At 56.2% G+C, this 16290-nt stretch carries 16 protein-coding genes; 9 read left to right on the top strand and 7 right to left on the bottom strand.

Features of this window, described 5'->3' with window-relative positions; genetic code table 11:
* Window positions 1-81 precede the first annotated feature (81 nt).
* Both carB and OE750_RS10675 read left to right on the top strand, forming a co-directional pair.
* Complete coding sequence (carB, locus tag OE750_RS10670; protein ID WP_263764170.1) at window positions 82-3411, top strand: carbamoyl-phosphate synthase large subunit; 3330 nt, start codon at window positions 82-84, stop codon at window positions 3409-3411.
* Between the two features lie 2 nt (window positions 3412-3413).
* Window positions 3414-4058: an RluA family pseudouridine synthase gene (locus tag OE750_RS10675; RefSeq protein ID WP_263764171.1), complete on the top strand. Its 645-nt coding sequence runs from the start codon at window positions 3414-3416 to the stop codon at window positions 4056-4058.
* 225 nt (window positions 4059-4283) lie between these two features.
* Here OE750_RS10675 and OE750_RS10680 read toward each other — a convergent pair whose 3' ends face one another.
* Window positions 4284-4787 (bottom strand): AAA family ATPase, encoded by a 504-nt coding sequence (locus tag OE750_RS10680; RefSeq protein ID WP_263764172.1) that lies wholly within the window; start codon window positions 4785-4787, stop codon window positions 4284-4286.
* 643 nt (window positions 4788-5430) lie between these two features.
* Window positions 5431-6876 (bottom strand): aldehyde dehydrogenase family protein, encoded by a 1446-nt coding sequence (locus OE750_RS10685; RefSeq protein WP_263764173.1) that lies wholly within the window; start codon window positions 6874-6876, stop codon window positions 5431-5433.
* A 136-nt stretch (window positions 6877-7012) separates the two neighbouring features.
* Here OE750_RS10685 and OE750_RS10690 point away from each other — a divergent pair, with 136 nt between their 5' ends.
* From OE750_RS10690 to OE750_RS10715, 6 genes are all read left to right on the top strand, one after another.
* Window positions 7013-7666 (top strand): peroxiredoxin, encoded by a 654-nt coding sequence (locus OE750_RS10690; RefSeq protein WP_263764174.1) that lies wholly within the window; start codon window positions 7013-7015, stop codon window positions 7664-7666.
* A gap of 122 nt (window positions 7667-7788) precedes the next feature.
* Complete coding sequence (locus tag OE750_RS10695) at window positions 7789-8208, top strand: hypothetical protein (RefSeq protein ID WP_263764175.1); 420 nt, start codon at window positions 7789-7791, stop codon at window positions 8206-8208.
* Window positions 8209-8261: 53 nt separating this feature from the next.
* Window positions 8262-8822 (top strand): MotA/TolQ/ExbB proton channel family protein, encoded by a 561-nt coding sequence (locus tag OE750_RS10700; RefSeq protein WP_263764264.1) that lies wholly within the window; start codon window positions 8262-8264, stop codon window positions 8820-8822.
* Window positions 8815-9177 carry a biopolymer transporter ExbD gene (locus OE750_RS10705; protein WP_263764176.1) on the top strand — a complete coding sequence of 121 codons (363 nt, stop codon included), beginning with the start codon at window positions 8815-8817 and terminating at the stop codon, window positions 9175-9177. The genes OE750_RS10700 and OE750_RS10705 overlap by 8 nt, the downstream gene beginning before the upstream one ends.
* Window positions 9178-9180: 3 nt before the next feature.
* Entirely contained in the window at window positions 9181-9576 is a 396-nt protein-coding gene (locus tag OE750_RS10710) for an ExbD/TolR family protein (RefSeq protein WP_263764177.1), read from the top strand.
* Window positions 9573-10352: an energy transducer TonB gene (locus tag OE750_RS10715; RefSeq protein WP_263764178.1), complete on the top strand. Its 780-nt coding sequence runs from the start codon at window positions 9573-9575 to the stop codon at window positions 10350-10352. Before OE750_RS10710 ends, OE750_RS10715 begins: the two co-directional genes overlap by 4 nt.
* 69 nt (window positions 10353-10421) lie before the next feature.
* Here the strand turns inward: OE750_RS10715 and aqpZ are convergent, their stop codons facing one another.
* A complete protein-coding gene (gene aqpZ / locus OE750_RS10720) occupies window positions 10422-11117 on the bottom strand; it encodes an aquaporin Z (protein ID WP_263764179.1) in 696 nt (231 codons plus the stop codon).
* Between the two features lie 151 nt (window positions 11118-11268).
* The gene (gene pnp / locus OE750_RS10725) at window positions 11269-13410 is read right to left on the bottom strand and encodes a polyribonucleotide nucleotidyltransferase (protein WP_263764180.1); all 2142 of its coding nucleotides are present in this window, start codon (window positions 13408-13410) and stop codon (window positions 11269-11271) included.
* Window positions 13411-13711: 301 nt separating this feature from the next.
* Here pnp and OE750_RS10730 point away from each other — a divergent pair, with 301 nt between their 5' ends.
* Entirely contained in the window at window positions 13712-14425 is a 714-nt protein-coding gene (locus OE750_RS10730; protein WP_263764181.1) for an SGNH/GDSL hydrolase family protein, read from the top strand.
* 142 nt (window positions 14426-14567) lie between these two features.
* Here the strand turns inward: OE750_RS10730 and rpsO are convergent, their stop codons facing one another.
* The 3 genes from rpsO to OE750_RS10745 all read right to left on the bottom strand — a co-directional run bounded on the left by rpsO (window position 14568) and on the right by OE750_RS10745 (window position 16280).
* Window positions 14568-14837 (bottom strand): 30S ribosomal protein S15, encoded by a 270-nt coding sequence (gene rpsO / locus OE750_RS10735; protein WP_089886928.1) that lies wholly within the window; start codon window positions 14835-14837, stop codon window positions 14568-14570.
* Between the two features lie 144 nt (window positions 14838-14981).
* Window positions 14982-15926: a calcium-binding protein gene (locus OE750_RS10740; protein WP_263764182.1), complete on the bottom strand. Its 945-nt coding sequence runs from the start codon at window positions 15924-15926 to the stop codon at window positions 14982-14984.
* Between the two features lie 75 nt (window positions 15927-16001).
* Window positions 16002-16280: a DUF5665 domain-containing protein gene (locus OE750_RS10745; RefSeq protein ID WP_263764183.1), complete on the bottom strand. Its 279-nt coding sequence runs from the start codon at window positions 16278-16280 to the stop codon at window positions 16002-16004.
* Between the last annotated feature and the right edge of the window lie 10 nt (window positions 16281-16290).

Genomic DNA, 16290 nt, shown 5'->3' on the forward strand with positions numbered 1-16290 from the left:
CGGCCCCCACAGCTATAACCCACAACGATTTGCGCGCACCTGCTGGCGCGCCCTTGTGCTGCATAAAAGATGGGGTCCCCAATGCCGAAGAGAGACGATATCAAATCGATCATGATCATCGGAGCGGGGCCTATTATTATCGGGCAAGCTTGCGAATTTGATTACTCGGGCACACAGGCCTGCAAAGCGCTCAAGGAAGAGGGCTACCGTGTCATTCTGGTAAACTCGAACCCTGCCACGATCATGACCGACCCCGAGCTGGCCGACGCAACCTATATCGAGCCGATCACTCCCGAAGTTGTAGCCAAAATCATTGAAAAAGAACGCCCCGACGCGCTCTTGCCAACAATGGGTGGCCAGACAGGCCTCAACACCTCGCTGGCACTTGAGGAAATGGGCGTGCTGGAGAAATTCGGTGTCGAGATGATCGGCGCAAGCCGCGAAGCGATCGAGATGGCCGAAGATCGCAAGCTCTTCCGCGAAGCGATGGACCGTCTCGGGATCGAAAACCCGAAAGCCACAATCATCACCGCCCCCAAGAAAGACAACGGCAGCGCCGATCTCGATGCAGGTGTGCAAATGGCGCTGGCCGAGCTGGAAGACATCGGCCTCCCCGCCATCATCCGCCCCGCCTTCACCATGGGCGGCACAGGCGGCGGCGTGGCGTATAACCGCGAAGATTATATTCACTTCTGCCGCACAGGAATGGACGCCAGCCCCGTAAACCAGATCCTCGTCGATGAATCACTCCTCGGCTGGAAAGAGTTTGAAATGGAAGTTGTCCGCGACAAAGCCGACAACGCCATCATTGTCTGCTCGATCGAAAACATCGACCCAATGGGTGTGCACACCGGTGACAGCATCACAGTGGCTCCTGCCCTCACGCTGACAGACAAAGAATATCAAGTGATGCGCAACCACTCGATTGCAGTTCTGCGCGAGATCGGTGTCGAGACAGGCGGCTCCAACGTCCAGTGGGCTGTAAACCCTGCCGATGGCCGCATGGTTGTCATCGAGATGAACCCGCGTGTGTCGCGCTCCTCGGCGCTGGCCTCCAAGGCCACGGGCTTCCCGATCGCCAAAATCGCCGCCAAGCTGGCTGTCGGTTACACCCTTGATGAACTCGACAACGACATCACCAAAGTGACCCCCGCAAGCTTCGAGCCAAGCATCGACTATGTCGTGACAAAAATTCCGAAGTTCGCCTTCGAGAAATTCCCCGGCTCCGAGCCATACCTCACCACCGCGATGAAATCGGTTGGCGAGGTCATGGCCATCGGCCGCACCATTCACGAATCCATGCAAAAAGCCCTCGCAAGCATGGAGTCGGGCCTCACCGGCTTTGACGAGGTGGTGATCGAGGGCGCGCCCGACAAGGCCGCGCTCACCAAAGCCATCAGCCAGCAAACGCCCGACCGTATGCGCACAATCGCCCAAGCCATGCGCCACGGCCTTTCCAACGACGAAATCCACGGCGTCACCATGTTTGACCCTTGGTTCCTTGATCGCATCCGCGAGATTGTCGATGCCGAAGAGGTGGTCCGCGCAAACGGCCTGCCAACCGACGAAAAAGGCCTCCGCGACCTCAAAATGCTGGGCTTCACCGATTCCCGCCTCGCCAAGCTGACAGACCAGACCGAGAATGACGTGCGCCGCGCCCGCCTCGCCAAAGGTGTGAAAGCCGTCTTCAAGCGGATCGACACCTGCGCCGCCGAGTTCGAGGCCCAAACGCCCTACATGTATTCCACCTACGAATCCCCGATGATGGGCGAAGTCGAATGCGAAGCGCGCCCCTCCGAGCGCAAAAAAGTCGTCATCCTCGGCGGCGGGCCCAACCGTATCGGCCAAGGCATCGAGTTCGACTATTGCTGCTGCCACGCGTGCTTTGCGCTCGCGGATGTGGGTTATGAAACCATCATGGTCAACTGCAACCCCGAGACTGTCTCAACAGATTATGACACCTCCGACCGCCTCTATTTCGAGCCATTAACCTTTGAGCACGTGATGGAAATCCTCCGCGTCGAGCAGGAAAGCGGCACGCTCCACGGTGTCATCGTGCAGTTCGGCGGCCAGACCCCTCTCAAGATCGCACAAGCGCTGCAAGACGAAGGCATCCCGATCCTCGGCACAACGCCCGACGCGATCGACCTCGCCGAAGACCGCGAGCGCTTTCAGGAGCTGGTCAACAAGCTGGGCCTCAAACAGCCCAAAAACGGCATCGCCTCAACCGATGCCCAAGCGCTCGCCATTGCTGAAGATATCGGCTTCCCGCTGGTCATCCGCCCCTCCTATGTGCTCGGTGGCCGTGCGATGGAAATCGTCCGCGATATGGCGCATCTGGAGCGTTATATTTCCGAAGCGGTGGTTGTCTCGGGCGATAGCCCCGTGCTGCTTGACAGCTACCTCTCCGGCGCCATCGAGCTTGACGTTGACGCGCTCTGCGACGGCAAAAAAGTGCATATCGCAGGTGTGATGGAGCATATCGAAGAAGCCGGCGTTCACTCGGGCGATAGCGCCTCCAGCCTGCCGCCACACTCCCTGCCCTCCGAGATCATCAAAGAGATCGAAAAGCAGACAGTCCAGCTTGCCCTCGCTCTCGAAGTGCGCGGCCTCTGCAATATCCAGTTCGCTGTGAAAGACGGCGAGATTTTCCTCATCGAGGTCAACCCGCGCGCCTCGCGCACCGTGCCTTTCGTGGCCAAAGCAACAGACAGCGCCATCGCCTCTATCGCCGCGCGCCTCATGGCGGGCGAAACGCTGGATGATTTCAAACACCGCGGCCCTTACCCCGCAGATGCCAAGCCCGGCACAATCAAAAACACCGACCCGATGACACTGGCCGACCCGAACATGCCTTGGTTCTCGGTCAAGGAAGTTGTGCTGCCCTTTGCCCGCTTCCCCGGTGTCGACACACTCCTGGGGCCGGAAATGCGCTCCACAGGCGAGGTTATGGGATGGGATCGCTCCTTCCCGCTGGCCTTCCTCAAGGCACAGATGGGCGCAGGCACAGTGCTTCCATTCGAGGGCCGCGTGTTCTTCTCGATCAAGGATGCAGACAAAACAAAACAGCTCATCGAAACGGCACAAATGCTTGTCGACTTGGGCTTTGCCATTGTCGCCACAGGTGGCACAGCGGCGTTTCTTGAGGAAAACGGCATCACCTGCGAAGTGGTTAAAAAGGTCTACGAAGGCCGCCCCAACGTGGTTGATATGCTCAAAAACGGTGACATCCAACTCTTGATGAACACCACAGAAGGCGCCGCCGCCGTGGAAGACAGCCGCGAAATCCGCTCTGTCGCGCTCTATGATCGCATCCCTTACTTCACCACAGCCTCGGGCGCGCACTCTGCCGCACTGGCCATGAAAGCCCGCAGCGAGGGCGACTTCGGAGTGGTGAGCCTGCAAGGGTGAGCATGTCGAGCGACTACAACCCGCCCCAAGACCCGCTGGATATCCTCCATGCGGATCACGAACTGATCTGTGTGAACAAGCCTTCAGGCCTGCTCTCCGTTCCGGGCAAGGGCGAGCATCTGTCGGATTGTCTCATCACCCGCGTGCAAGCCGCCTTTCCGGGCGCGCTGCTTGTGCATCGGCTTGACCGTGACACATCGGGCGTCATGATCTTTGCTGCCACGCCCCACGCACAGCGGCACTTGGGGCTGCAATTTGAAAAGCGCCAAACCAAGAAAGCCTATATCGCCCGCGTCTTCGGGCGGCTTGAGCCGAAGGAAGGCACTGTTGATCTGCCGCTCATCGTCGATTGGCCCAACAGGCCCCTGCAGATGGTCTGCCACGAAACAGGCAAGCAAGCGCAGACAGACTGGAAAGTGCTGAAAGCGTCGGATGAAGAATCCCGCGTGCGGCTCTTCCCCAAGACGGGCCGCAGCCACCAGCTGCGTATCCACATGCTGGCCCTCGGGCATCCGATTCTGGGCGATCCGTTCTATTCAGATGATTTCGAAAAATACCCCCGCCTCATGCTCCACGCCGAAGACCTGCGCCTGCGCCACCCCGACGGCGGCAAAGGCATGCGGTTTTTCGCCAAAGCGCCCTTCTAAAGCGTCTCGCCTTTAACCTGAAACAAATGTATCGACAATGTCCCAGTCTGCCTCCGCTGCGCTTGTGTCGTTTGAACGAAGGACCAAGTGTCCGCTTTGCGCAGGAAGCGGGCTTTGCAAAGCCATGGCCAGTTCACGGCAGCGGCCATTCGTGCAGAGTGCAGCGAAAGGCCGCTTGGAGCCCATTTTGCCGAATGCTGCACCATCGACAAAGGTCCGATTAACTCAGAGTTTCGTGCCAACATGATGCACCACGATATTGAATCCTTCCTCCGATGAAGGAGCGACGAAGTGTTTCGAAATCTGCCGAAATTGCTCTTCGGTTGCCTCAAACGGATGATCACCTTGCGCATTGCGAGCATGAAGCCGCGCGATACAGACTTCGTCAGGGACATCTAAAACGTGAAGTTTGTGTGCAGCCTGCGTCTGTTCCAAGATGCTCCGCATCCAATCACGCGAAGAAATCGTGTTTGCTTGGAAGTCCAAAACGACTGAAATTCCACTATTTAGCAATGAGACGACGTGTGGTCCCATGACCTCGCGAAACTTTGACATGCACCGTATGTAGTCCGAAATCGACGACATTTCTTCAGAATAAAGACCATTCAACCACTCATCTTCAGCAATCACAATAGTTCCAGCCGTGCGACTAAGTTGGGCAGTCAGAGTGGATTTTCCAGAGGCAATTTTTCCGCACAACAAGTGCAGAGTTGGTGTTGTCGTAGACATATGAATAACCTTGTTCAGCGCGGCGTGCGCAGTTGACGTTCAAATACGAGTTAGCCCGGCCCGGTTTTCAGACCGGGAAGGTAATTCGATTTTGATCCTGACGACCAAAGTTCTGAACGAAGGTTTTCATGCACCTATAGTGACACGTGGGGGTCTTAGTGTCTAGCGGTGGAGCGGACCTTGGCGCAGCTGCAGCGAAAGGTCACTTTGTCCCGCATCTTACCCCTTCATAACCCTCATGGTGAAGGTCAGCTATCGTAAACTCGCGCCAAGGGCCTTGGGTCCGCTTTGGGCTGGGAGCGGTCATCTGACATTTCCTGTCGGGATCTTTATAACCCGGCGTCAGGCCTGCTTTCACGCGGGCATTTTGTATCAGGTGCAGAACACGAGAGCGTTTCCCGTTTTCATTGAAACAAGGCATCGCCAATGTTCCGGGAACGCCGAAGGCGTGACAGGGTATTGGTGATCCAAAACAAACTGGAAACGCTTCAGAGCGCACGCAGCGTTAACCTGATTCTGTTAACAGATTTTAACGATTGTGCGGTGCACGGGAGGTGCACGCCTTGTGCACGCTTTTCACCCCCCCGTTTTGAGCCGCCAGCGCGCCGTTAATCCCACCGCGCGCTGGCTTTACGATTGAAGCTTACTCGGCTTCGTTCGACCAGCCTGAAACAGCCTTCACTTCGAGGAAGTCATCAAGCCCCCATTTGCCGCCTTCGCGGCCGTTGCCTGACTGTTTCATCCCGCCAAAAGGCGAACCAGCGCCGCGGCCCTGACCGTTCATTTCAACCATGCCAGAGCGCAAGCTGCGCGCCATACGGTTGAGCCGCGCACCATCTTGCGTCTGCACATAATTGGTGAGGCCATAGACCGTGTCATTGGCCATCGCGACAGCCTCTTCCTCGGTATCAAACGCCATGATCGAGAGCACTGGACCGAAGATTTCTTCGCGCGCGATCGTCATATCAGGGGTCACATCGGCAAAGACCGTGGGGCGCACATAGAAGCCCTTGTTGAGCCCCTCCGGCCGCCCAACACCGCCTGCCACAAGGCGCGCGCCTTCGTCGATTCCTGTCTGGATAAGGTCCTGAATTTTCCCCCACTGAACAGCGTTGACCACGGGGCCAATGTGGCGGCCCGATTCACTTGCAGGGCCGACCGTGACTTTGTTGGCAACTTCTGCAGCCGTTTCAACAGCTTGGTCATAGATATCGCGCTGCACAAGCATACGGCTCGGCGCGTTACAGCTCTGGCCTGTGTTGTTCATCATATGCAAAACACCGCGCTTGACGGCTTTGTCATCGGCATCTGCAAAGATCACATTCGCGCCTTTGCCACCCAGCTCAAGCGCTACGCGCTTCAGCGTATCGGCAGCAGATTTGCTGATCAGCTTGCCCGCGCGCGACGAGCCTGTGAAGCTCACCATGTCGACATCTGCATGAGACGTAAGCTGGCTGCCAACGCCTGCGCCATCGCCGTTTACCAGGTTGAACACGCCTGCCGGAAAGCCTGCTTCGTGCATCATTTCGGCAAAAAGCATCGCATCAAGCGGCGTTTCTTCCGAAGGTTTGAGAACCATAGTGCAGCCCGCAATAGCGGCAGCCCCAACTTTCAAGGTCACCTGGTTCATCGGCCAGTTCCAAGGCGTGATCAGCGCGGCAACACCGACGGCCTCATGAATGATTCGGTCATTCGGAGCATGGTCGCCCAGCGGACCTTCAAACGGATAGCTCTTGGCCGCCTGAACAAAGTTTGACAAATGCCAAGTGCCCGCGCCAACTTGCGAAGCCTTCGCCATATCAATAGGCGCGCCCATCTCTTGCGACATGGTCTCACCCATCTCGTCACCACGTGCCTTGTAGATTTCGAGCAGCTTCTCAACCAGCGCGATTCGCTCTTCAACAGGTGTCGCCATCCATGCCGGCAGCGCGGCCTTGGCTGCTGCTACGGCTGCGTCAGTGTCGGCCTGTCCGCCCAGTGAAATCACCGCGAACGGCTCTTCTGTTGAAGGGTTGATGACTTGGTAGTCTTTGCCAGCCTGAGGTGCTACCCATTGGCCGCCGATATAAAAGTCGCGTTTCTCGATCATCTGATTTCTCCCAAGAATTTCGAGGCACTTTGTCACTCCGAGGCAATAGCTGCAAGACGCCCCTTTTACTCGGACGCAACGTGAATATATATTCTGAAATCAGAATTTAATATCTAACCACCTAAGGAGCCAAGCTATGAGCCTTCGCATCAATGACACTGTCCCCAATTTCACGGCCCAGACCGACAAGGGCGAGATCAAATTTCACGATTGGATCGGTGACAGCTGGGCAATTCTCTTCTCGCACCCGAAAGATTTTACACCCGTCTGCACAACCGAGTTTGGCGCTGTTGCCCAGCTTTCCGAAGAATGGGAAAAGCGCGGCTGCAAAGTGATCGGCCTGTCAGTTGACAGCGTGGAAGAGCACCACGGCTGGAAAACCGATATCGAAAGCTATGCTGGCACAAATGCCGGTTTCCCTATCATCGCAGACGAAGACCTCGCCGTTTCAAAAGCCTTTGATATGCTTCCCGCCGAGGCCTACCTGCCTGATGGCAGTACCGCCGCAGACAGCGCTTCTGTGCGCTCTGTTTTCATCATCGGGCCAGACAAACAGTTGAAGCTCTCCATGACCTACCCCATGAACGTTGGCCGTAACTTCGCCGAAGTTCTGCGTGCACTTGACGGGCTGCAAATGGCTAATGGCAAGGGTGTTGCAACACCTGCCAACTGGAACATCGGTGATGATGTGATCGTTCCGACAAGCGTTTCGGATGAAGACGCAAAAGCCAAGTTCGGCGAAATTGAAACTGTCTTCCCTTACCTGCGCAAAACAAAAGCGCCTAAGTAAGACATCTGCTGCGCGCAGTCCAAGCGGCGGCGCGCAGCTCACCTACCCGATTAAGCCTTTATGCGCGGGCCTGTTTGGGGCACTCTCCCCACGATTCTTTTGAACCGTGATACGAGACCGATATGCGCGCTATTCTTCCTCTTGTTCTGATTTTTACAGCCGTCTTCGCGCAGGCCGAAGAAGCCGTCGTTGGTGCACATCTCGATATCGAGTTGAACGCTGCCGCACAAACAGACGCAGGCTGCCAGCTTTCGTTTCTGATCATCAACGGCCATGAACAGGACATTGCCAAAGCCGTGTTTGAAACCGTATTGTTCGACTCCTCCGGCACGGTCATGCAGATGACTTTGTTTGACATGGGCGAACTGCCCGCCGCCAGCCCGCGCGTGCGCCAGTTTGTGTTGCCTGACCTTGCATGTGAAGGGCTTGGGCAAGTGCTGTTTAACGGCACGCAGGTTTGTCACGCTGACGGCGTCGAAGGCAACGCTTGCATAGACGGGCTTACACTGCACAGCCGCACGAGCATCAAGGTGCAGGGGTGAGCGCGCTTTACACATCGCTCGCACAGGTTGCTGCTTTGGGTGGGCCAGTGGTGATGGTTCTTATGGCGGTTTCTGTGCTCACGCTTGCACTTGTGCTCTACAAGCTTTGGCAGTTCCGCGCTTCTTCCGTGGGCAAGCACAAAGCCCTGCGCCGTGCGATTGCTTCATGGGACGCGGGCAAGAAACAAGACGCCGAAGCGGCTTTGAAACAGTCCCGCAGCTATCTTGCCCCGCTCATTGCTTCGGGCTTTGACAGCACCCCGCCCGAGCGCCTGACAGCCGAGGCAGAAGAGCGTTTCGCAACCCTCGAAGGCGGCTTCCGCGCGCTCGACACTGTAGCACAGCTTGCGCCGTTGCTTGGCCTTTTCGGCACGGTGCTTGGCATGATTGAAGCGTTCCAATCGCTCCAGTCTGCGGGCAGTCAGGTTGACCCTTCGCTTCTCGCAGGCGGCATCTGGGTTGCGCTTCTCACAACAGCAGTGGGTCTCGCTGTCGCTATGCCAACAGCGGTGATCCTAAGCTGGTTTGAGGCGCGAATGGACGCCGAGCGCGTGTTTGCCGACATGGCAATTCAGACTTTGTCAGCGCCACGTGGCCAGCAGGCTGATGCTTAGAGCCACGCGCAGACGCAGGCGGCTTTCGATGACTGCGCTCATCGATGTGATTTTCCTGCTTTTGCTGTTTTTTATGCTCTCATCCACCTTCTCGCGTTTTGCCGAGGTAGAGCTTGTTGCCGCAGGCACAAGTGGCGCGCCCTCAGACACACCGCCGCTTTTTGTGCAGCTTGGCCCCGATGCGATAACCGTGAACGGCACAACACAAAGCCTTGATACGCTTGTGCTACCTGATGGCTCAGAACGCATAATTGTATCGCTGAAGCCCGATGTAACGGCCCAGCGGCTGACCGATCTTCTTGTCGCTCTGCGCCGCTTTGACGGGCTCAGCGTCACTGTTCTGGGATCGGGGTGAGACATGGCAAAAAGCTTGCGCAAATCAAACCTCTCCAGCCGACGCGAACCGACAATCGCGCTGATCAACATCGTCTTTCTCATGCTGATTTTCTTTTTAATTGCCGGAACAATCGCCGCTCCACTGGATGGTGAAATAAGGCTCGTGGAAACGGCTGATCTCGAAGGTGCAACCCCGCCGGATGCTATTGTGTTAGGCCCTGAAGGCAGGCTCAGCTTCCGCAGCGAGGAAATCGACGCCGCAAGCTATGTCGCAGGCTTGCCTGAAGCCGAACGCACCACGATACGCCTTGTGCCTGACCGTGCCGCACCCGCTGCCACACTCGTTCGTATCGGGGCCGAGCTTAGGGCCGCTGGTGCCGGTTCCGTGCTTATTGTGACAGAAAGAGCGCTACGATGATTGCCTCGTCTTTCATGGCCAAAGGGAGTGCGCTTGCCGCGGCCCTCGCCGTGCACGGCGCGCTTGTCTGGGGGTTGGCCCAGTCAGAAGAAACACCCCGCACAGTAGGCGCAAGCGCTGCAGTAGAAACCCGCCTCGGGGACAGTTTTGCCGACATGACGGAAGGTGTGCTAACACCTCTGCCCGCCTCAACCCAAGCTCTGAAACCTGTTACACCGACATATGCGGCACAGCCCGCACCCAGCACAAACACAGCCATCCCGGCACCCGCCTTAACTGCGCAGCCCGCAAAACCTCTGGTGGCCCAAACGGTTGAGGATACCTCACCCACGTCGTCCCGCCGCCCCGAACAGCGGCCCAAATCGCTGGAAAAGCAAGCACCCAAGGCCAAGCCGCAAAAACCAAAGACAGGTGCAAAGAAAGCGGCCACCAAAGGCAGTACTGAAGGCAGGCCAAAGGCGACCCAAAAGCCCAAATCGACAGGCACCGCCAAAGCCAGCACAAAAGGGAATGCCGCTGCGTCGAACTACCCGGGGACGGTCATGCGCAAAATTTCCCGCGTGCCCAAGCCGCGTGTCGGCTCGACAGGCACTGCCACTGTGCGCTTTACAATATCGGCTAATGGCGGCTTGGCCTCGGCCTCAATCGCGCGGAGCTCGGGTATTGCGTCACTGGATCGTGCCGCGCTTAAGGTTATCCAGCGCGCAGCGCCTTTCCCCAAGCCCCCCGCAGGCGCGCAGCGCAGCTTCACGCTAAAGATCAAAGGTGCACGCTAAACCGGGAGCGTCCGAATGAAAAAGCCGCGCCTGTGACAGCGCGGCTTTTCAACCAGTTATAAGGGCTGGTTATTCGGCAGAACTGCCAAATCCCGACTTGAAGAGCAAGCCCGCCGCGATTGCCCCAAGGATTGGTGCTACGATAAAGAGCCAGAGCTGGCTGATCGCAGCACCGCCTGCGAAGAGGGCTGGCCCGATCGAACGCGCAGGGTTAACGGAAACACCTGTCACCTTGATGCCGACGAGGTGAATCACCGTCAGCATAATACCAATGGCAAGACCGGCCATAGCGGCCGGTGCACCGGAAGCTGTTGCGCCAAGGATCACCACCACAAATAGGAATGTTGCAACAAGCTCGAACACGAAGGCAGCTGCCATATTGTATTCGCCAAGATAACCAGTGCCCCAGCCGTTCTGGCCAAGCCCGTTTGTTGCGACAGAGTAATCAGCCTTGCCTGATGCGATAATCATAAGCACCAACGCAGCCCCGATTGCGCCTGCAACCTGCGCTATTATGTATTGTACGGCTTCTCCCATTTGCATACGGCCAGCAGCCACAGCGCCGAGAGAAACAGCGGGGTTGATGTGACACCCTGATACAGGGCCGATACCATAGGCCATTCCGATCAGTGCAAAACCGAAAGCGAATGCAATACCTGTCAAGCCAATGCCTGTTGTTCCGTCCGCACCCGCAATCACCGCTGCGCCGCACCCAAACAACACGAGCGTAAAAGTGCCGATAAATTCGGCCGTCATTTTCTTCATGGCTCTAACCCTCCCGAACCAAAAAACTATTTACGCTGAGACCCTGCAAAACTTCCTAACATGTTGAACGGGGAATTTTTCAACTCTTGCACCCGAATAGCAAAAAGCCCCGGCGTTTCGGCCAGGGCTTTTCAGTATCTTGTAAGAAGATTTACTCTTCGTCGGCTTTTTTCGCTTCAGGCGCGATTTCTTCGCCTGTTTCCTGATCAACCATCTTCATGGCCAAACGCACCTTGCCGCGATCGTCAAAGCCCAGGAGCTTCACTTTCACGTCCTGACCTTCTTTCAGAACATCTGAAGGATGGTTCAGGCGGCGGTTTTCGATCTGGGAGACGTGCACAAGGCCGTCACGCTTGCCGAAGAAGTTAACGAAGGCGCCGAAATCAACGATCTTCACAACTTTGCCGTCATAGATCTGGCCTTCTTCTGGCTCTGCGACGATCGAATGGATCATGTCATAAGCCGTCTTGATTGCTTCACCGTTTGGCGAAGCAATCTTGATGATGCCCTCGTCGTTGATATCGACTTTCGCACCAGACACTTCAACGATCTCACGGATGACTTTGCCGCCCGAGCCGATCACTTCACGGATTTTATCCGTTGGGATCTGCATGGTCTCGATGCGTGGAGCGTGGATTGAGAAATCCTGTGCGCCATCAATCGACTTGTTCATCTCTTCGAGGATATGAAGACGACCCGCTTTCGCTTGTTCGAGGGCTTTTTCCATAATCTCTTGCGTGATGCCTGCGACCTTGATGTCCATCTGAAGCGAGGTAATGCCTTCGGCTGTCCCTGCAACTTTGAAGTCCATATCGCCGAGGTGATCTTCATCACCAAGGATGTCTGTCAGAACAGCATAGGAGCCGTCATCTTCAAGGATAAGGCCCATCGCCACACCGGCAACGGCAGACTTGAGCGGAACACCCGCGTCCATCATAGACAAGGAACCACCGCAAACTGACGCCATGGAAGACGAACCGTTTGATTCTGTGATCTCTGACACAAGACGGATGGTGTATGGGAAGTCTGTCGCGGCAGGCAAAACAGCCTGAAGCGCACGCCAAGCAAGCTTACCATGACCGATTTCGCGGCGGCCGGGAGGGCCCACGCGACCAGCTTCACCAACCGAATAGGGCGGGAAGTTGTAATGCAGCAGGAAGTTTGATTTGAAGTTACCATGCAGCGCGTCGATGAACTGTTCATCATCGCCCGTGCCCAGCGTTGTCACAACGAGGCCCTGTGTTTCGCCACGTGTAAACAGCGCCGAGCCGTGTGTGCGGGGCAGAAGGCCTGTTTCACAAACGATAGGGCGCACTGTGTCCAGAGCACGGCCGTCGATCCGCTTGCCCGTTTTCACAACGTCACCGCGCAGGATACCAGCTTCGAGCTTTTTGAGCGCCGAACCGAGGTTCGCATCAGCGAGCTGCTCTTCTGTCAGCGCGCCCATGATGGTTTCGCGGGCGGCTGAAACAGCTGCTGTGCGCTCTTGCTTGTCGCTGATCGCGAAGGCCGCGCGCATCTCTTTTTCGCCCGTTTTTTTCACGGCTTCATAAAGGTCGGCGTAGTCAGGCGCCTGGAAGTCAAACGGCTCTTTGGCCGCAGATTCTGCAAGCTCGATAATCAGGTCGATCACAGGCTGGATTTGCTCGTGAGCAAACTTTACCGCACCGAGCATTTCAGCTTCGGTCAGCTCGTATGCTTCGGATTCAACCATCATGACGGCGTCTTTTGTGCCTGCGACAACAAGGTCAAGGCGCTGCTCAGGGTTCTGACGCAGGTCTTGCATGTCATCAACTGTCGGGTTGAGTACATATTCACCGTCAACAAAGCCAACACGTGCGCCCGCAATCGGGCCCATGAAGGGCGCGCCGGAGATCGTCAGTGCTGCTGAAGCCGCGATCATGGCAACCATGTCGGGGTCATTGACCAGATCGTGCGAAAGCACGGTGCACATGACCAGAACTTCATTCTTGAAACCGGGAACAAACAGCGGGCGGATCGGACGGTCAATAAGACGCGCTGTCAGCGTTTCTTTTTCAGTCGGGCGCGCCTCGCGCTTGAAAAAGCCACCTGGCACTTTGCCGGCCGCATAATATTTCTCTTGGTAGTGAACCGTCAGCGGGAAAAAATCTTGCCCAGGCTTTGGTTGCTTGGCGAATGTCACGTTGGCCATGACAGATGTTTCGCCGAGTGTTGCGATGACGGAGCCATCGGCTTGACGGGCAACCTTGCCCGTTTCGAGCGTGAGCGTTTCTTCGCCCCACTCCATGGTCTTCTTCGTAATGTTAAACATTTTCGTTTCCTGTGTCGGAGCACTCACGGGCGTATCCCGTGTCTCCTGTTTGAATGGCGGCCCCATTGCCGCCGACCCCTTCGGTATCCTAATTGAAGCGCTGGGGTCGTGGCGCGACGTCTCAGATGGAGCGGCCTTACAGGAGTTTTGCCCGCAATGAAAGGGATTTAGCGCCTATAGCCCGCCCACAACGGCCACCCGGCTGCAAAATACCCGATTTGGCAACAAAGTGTTTATCAGCCCTAGGTAGTATTGAGCAGCAATATGAGTAAAATCTGGCGTTCAAACGAGGTGAGTTTCCATGGCTGCACGATTCTTGATAACCGCGTTTGCTGCGGTGTTGTTCAGCGGATCTGTTCTGATCGCGCAAACGGGTGAGGCAGCACAAACTGCCAAACCCAAGATACTCGCCATTGGCGACAGCCTCATGGCTTGGCACAGGGGGGAAGATCTCTCGATCGCTGACTCTTTAGCTGCAGAATTGGGCGAGCCTGTGCTGAACCGCGCTGTTTCAGGTGCGCGTATCGTCTACGCCCTCCCCATTTCGGGCGCGATGGGTATGCGTATTTCCAACCAGTTTCGCGAGCGCGAACGCTATGATTGGGTAATTGTGACAGGCGGTGGCAATGATTTCATGTTGGGTTGCGGCTGCGCGCGGTGCGAGCGGCGCATGAACAAACTCCTCACCGCCGACACAAAGCGCGGAGATGTGCTGAAGCTGATAGCGCGCATCCGCAAAACCGGCGCTCAGGTCATCTACCTTGGCTATCTGCGCAGCCCCGGCATGGGATCTCCTATCGAAAAATGTAAAGATGAAGGTGACGTTTTTGAAGCGCGTCTCGCGGCGTTGGCCGAGCGCGACAATGGTATTCACTTCCACTCCATCGCGCAGCTCGTGCCATCGGGAGACAGAAGTTTTCATAGCTTTGACATGATACACCCCTCCAAAAAGGCGAGCACGATCATAGGCAAGCAGATCGCCCAAATCATCAAGCGCGCCGATCAGTCCCGCTGATGCGAACGTGAACGCACAGGTGTTGCGTGCGAAGCACGCCTTGGCACCACGCTCCCGGAAAGGGCGGTTTTTATGCCCTGGCCCAAAAAAACCGCGCCCCAATCGGGACGCGGCTCTCTAAACTTTAGCTTCGACGGATGTCTTAGCGACGGATGCCAAGCTTCTTGATGAGGTCCTGATAACGGCCTTCATCTTTTCCACGCAGAAAGTCGAGCAGCTTACGACGCTGCGCAACCATCTTAAGAAGACCACGGCGACCGTGATTGTCTTTTTTGTGGGTCTTGAAATGCTCTGTCAGCGTTGTGATTCGTGATGTCAGGATAGCAACCTGAACCTCGGGTGAGCCTGTATCGCCTTCTTTGGTGGCGAACTCTTTCATAACGCGTGCTTTTTCTTCAACAGTGATCGACATCAGGATCTCCTTCAAATTTAAGGGTTCGGGCACGAGCCGGGATGTCGTCCAGCAAGGTCCATAAGATGTGCAAACTCGCAAAGCGGGAGTGCAAGAGCGCCATATAGGCGGATTCTTCTTGTTTGGGAAGCCTCTTTCTATGGCTTATGCTTGCGCTGCCAAGCTTGAGGCGCCAAAAAGCTGCTCTGCGTCGCTCTGCGCCATAATCAACAGATCACCAAGGCTGAAAGACATATCAGAACTCACCGCTGCAATCATCTCGCCATTCATGAGAATGTGGGTCACATCCGGGTCAAGACCGTCACGGGCAATAGTTATCTCCGGCTCGACAGCATCACTTGCTTCATCATCGTAGACAATGATCAAGCTATCTTCCATCGGGTCAAAGTCCTTCAACTGCGCTTCTTCACCCTCTGCGATCCAATCTCCTATAAAAATCGAATCCACACCTTCGCCTGCTGTTACAATGTCGTGCCCGCCAGCGACGATACTATCATCACCACCGCCACCGTTGAGATAATCTTCTTCGGCATCTCCAGCCTCGCGGCCATCGAGCATATCGCCTCCCCAGCCTCCAAAAAGCGTGTCTTGACCTGCCCCGCCTATGAGAGTGTCCTCATTCAGGCCTCCGTGAAGTGCGTCATCGCCTTCATCGCCCGAAAGCGCATCATTTCCCGAGCCGCCTTGCAACATATCATTTCCCGAGCCACCTAGAAGGGTATCATCATTGTTGTGACCATAAAGCGCATCACCGCCCGCTTCACCCATCAACAAGTCGTTGCCATCCTCACCGTGCAGCGTATCGGCATCAGAGCCCCCCATCAAACGGTCGGCGCCTGCCCAGCCATGCAGATCATCGCGGCCCGCGCCGCCATCAATCGTATCTGCTCCGTCATATCCGTTAATCTGGTCCGCGCCGGTTGTTCCGGTAATCTCTTCATCACCAGCCCCGCCTGACATAACCTCGCCAATATCAGAATTGTCTTGGGGAGGCGTCGGCACAAATCCATCTTCTTCGCCACCATCAAAGCCAATAAAGACAGTCGCACCAACAAGAGCCATACCCATCAAACCTGCGAGCAATATCATAACCGCGCTCCACACTAAACCCCGCTCAGTAAGCCCGAAACCCGCGCCAAGGTCAAAACCATACCGCCAAACTGGTTAACGATCTGTCTGTATTTCCTCTACAAGTTGCGCAGCCCAATCACCGATCACAGGAATGAATTCGATCTGCGAAGCCCACCAAACGAGCATGGACACCAGCAAAGAGGCCCCAATCACAGACCCGAGTCCGAAGGCCAACCCACGCACAAACTGAAAGGACACCAGCCGCCAAATCGAATTATGGATGCGCACAAATCGGTGTGTGTTCAGGCGTTCAACCTCCTGAGTCAGCCTTTCAATCGAGTGCTTCATCTCGGCATCGGATTTTTCGGTCATCTCAGGCTCC

Source organism: Lentibacter sp. XHP0401, assembly GCF_025751535.1.
Taxonomy (GTDB): domain Bacteria; phylum Pseudomonadota; class Alphaproteobacteria; order Rhodobacterales; family Rhodobacteraceae; genus Lentibacter.

Coding starts and splice junctions, on each gene's coding strand:
- OE750_RS10685 (WP_263764173.1), bottom strand. CDS start 6,876: ATGATCGAGAAACGCGACTTTTATATCGGCGGCCAATGGGTAGCACCT.
- OE750_RS10700 (WP_263764264.1), top strand. CDS start 8,262: ATGGTTCTTATGGCGGTTTCTGTGCTCACGCTTGCACTTGTGCTCTAC.
- rpsO (WP_089886928.1), bottom strand. CDS start 14,837: ATGTCGATCACTGTTGAAGAAAAAGCACGCGTTATGAAAGAGTTCGCC.
- OE750_RS10715 (WP_263764178.1), top strand. CDS start 9,573: ATGATTGCCTCGTCTTTCATGGCCAAAGGGAGTGCGCTTGCCGCGGCC.
- OE750_RS10745 (WP_263764183.1), bottom strand. CDS start 16,280: ATGACCGAAAAATCCGATGCCGAGATGAAGCACTCGATTGAAAGGCTG.
- OE750_RS10710 (WP_263764177.1), top strand. CDS start 9,181: ATGGCAAAAAGCTTGCGCAAATCAAACCTCTCCAGCCGACGCGAACCG.
- carB (WP_263764170.1), top strand. CDS start 82: ATGCCGAAGAGAGACGATATCAAATCGATCATGATCATCGGAGCGGGG.
- OE750_RS10695 (WP_263764175.1), top strand. CDS start 7,789: ATGCGCGCTATTCTTCCTCTTGTTCTGATTTTTACAGCCGTCTTCGCG.
- pnp (WP_263764180.1), bottom strand. CDS start 13,410: ATGTTTAACATTACGAAGAAGACCATGGAGTGGGGCGAAGAAACGCTC.
- OE750_RS10675 (WP_263764171.1), top strand. CDS start 3,414: ATGTCGAGCGACTACAACCCGCCCCAAGACCCGCTGGATATCCTCCAT.
- aqpZ (WP_263764179.1), bottom strand. CDS start 11,117: ATGAAGAAAATGACGGCCGAATTTATCGGCACTTTTACGCTCGTGTTG.
- OE750_RS10740 (WP_263764182.1), bottom strand. CDS start 15,926: ATGATATTGCTCGCAGGTTTGATGGGTATGGCTCTTGTTGGTGCGACT.
- OE750_RS10690 (WP_263764174.1), top strand. CDS start 7,013: ATGAGCCTTCGCATCAATGACACTGTCCCCAATTTCACGGCCCAGACC.
- OE750_RS10730 (WP_263764181.1), top strand. CDS start 13,712: ATGGCTGCACGATTCTTGATAACCGCGTTTGCTGCGGTGTTGTTCAGC.
- OE750_RS10680 (WP_263764172.1), bottom strand. CDS start 4,787: ATGTCTACGACAACACCAACTCTGCACTTGTTGTGCGGAAAAATTGCC.
- OE750_RS10705 (WP_263764176.1), top strand. CDS start 8,815: ATGCTTAGAGCCACGCGCAGACGCAGGCGGCTTTCGATGACTGCGCTC.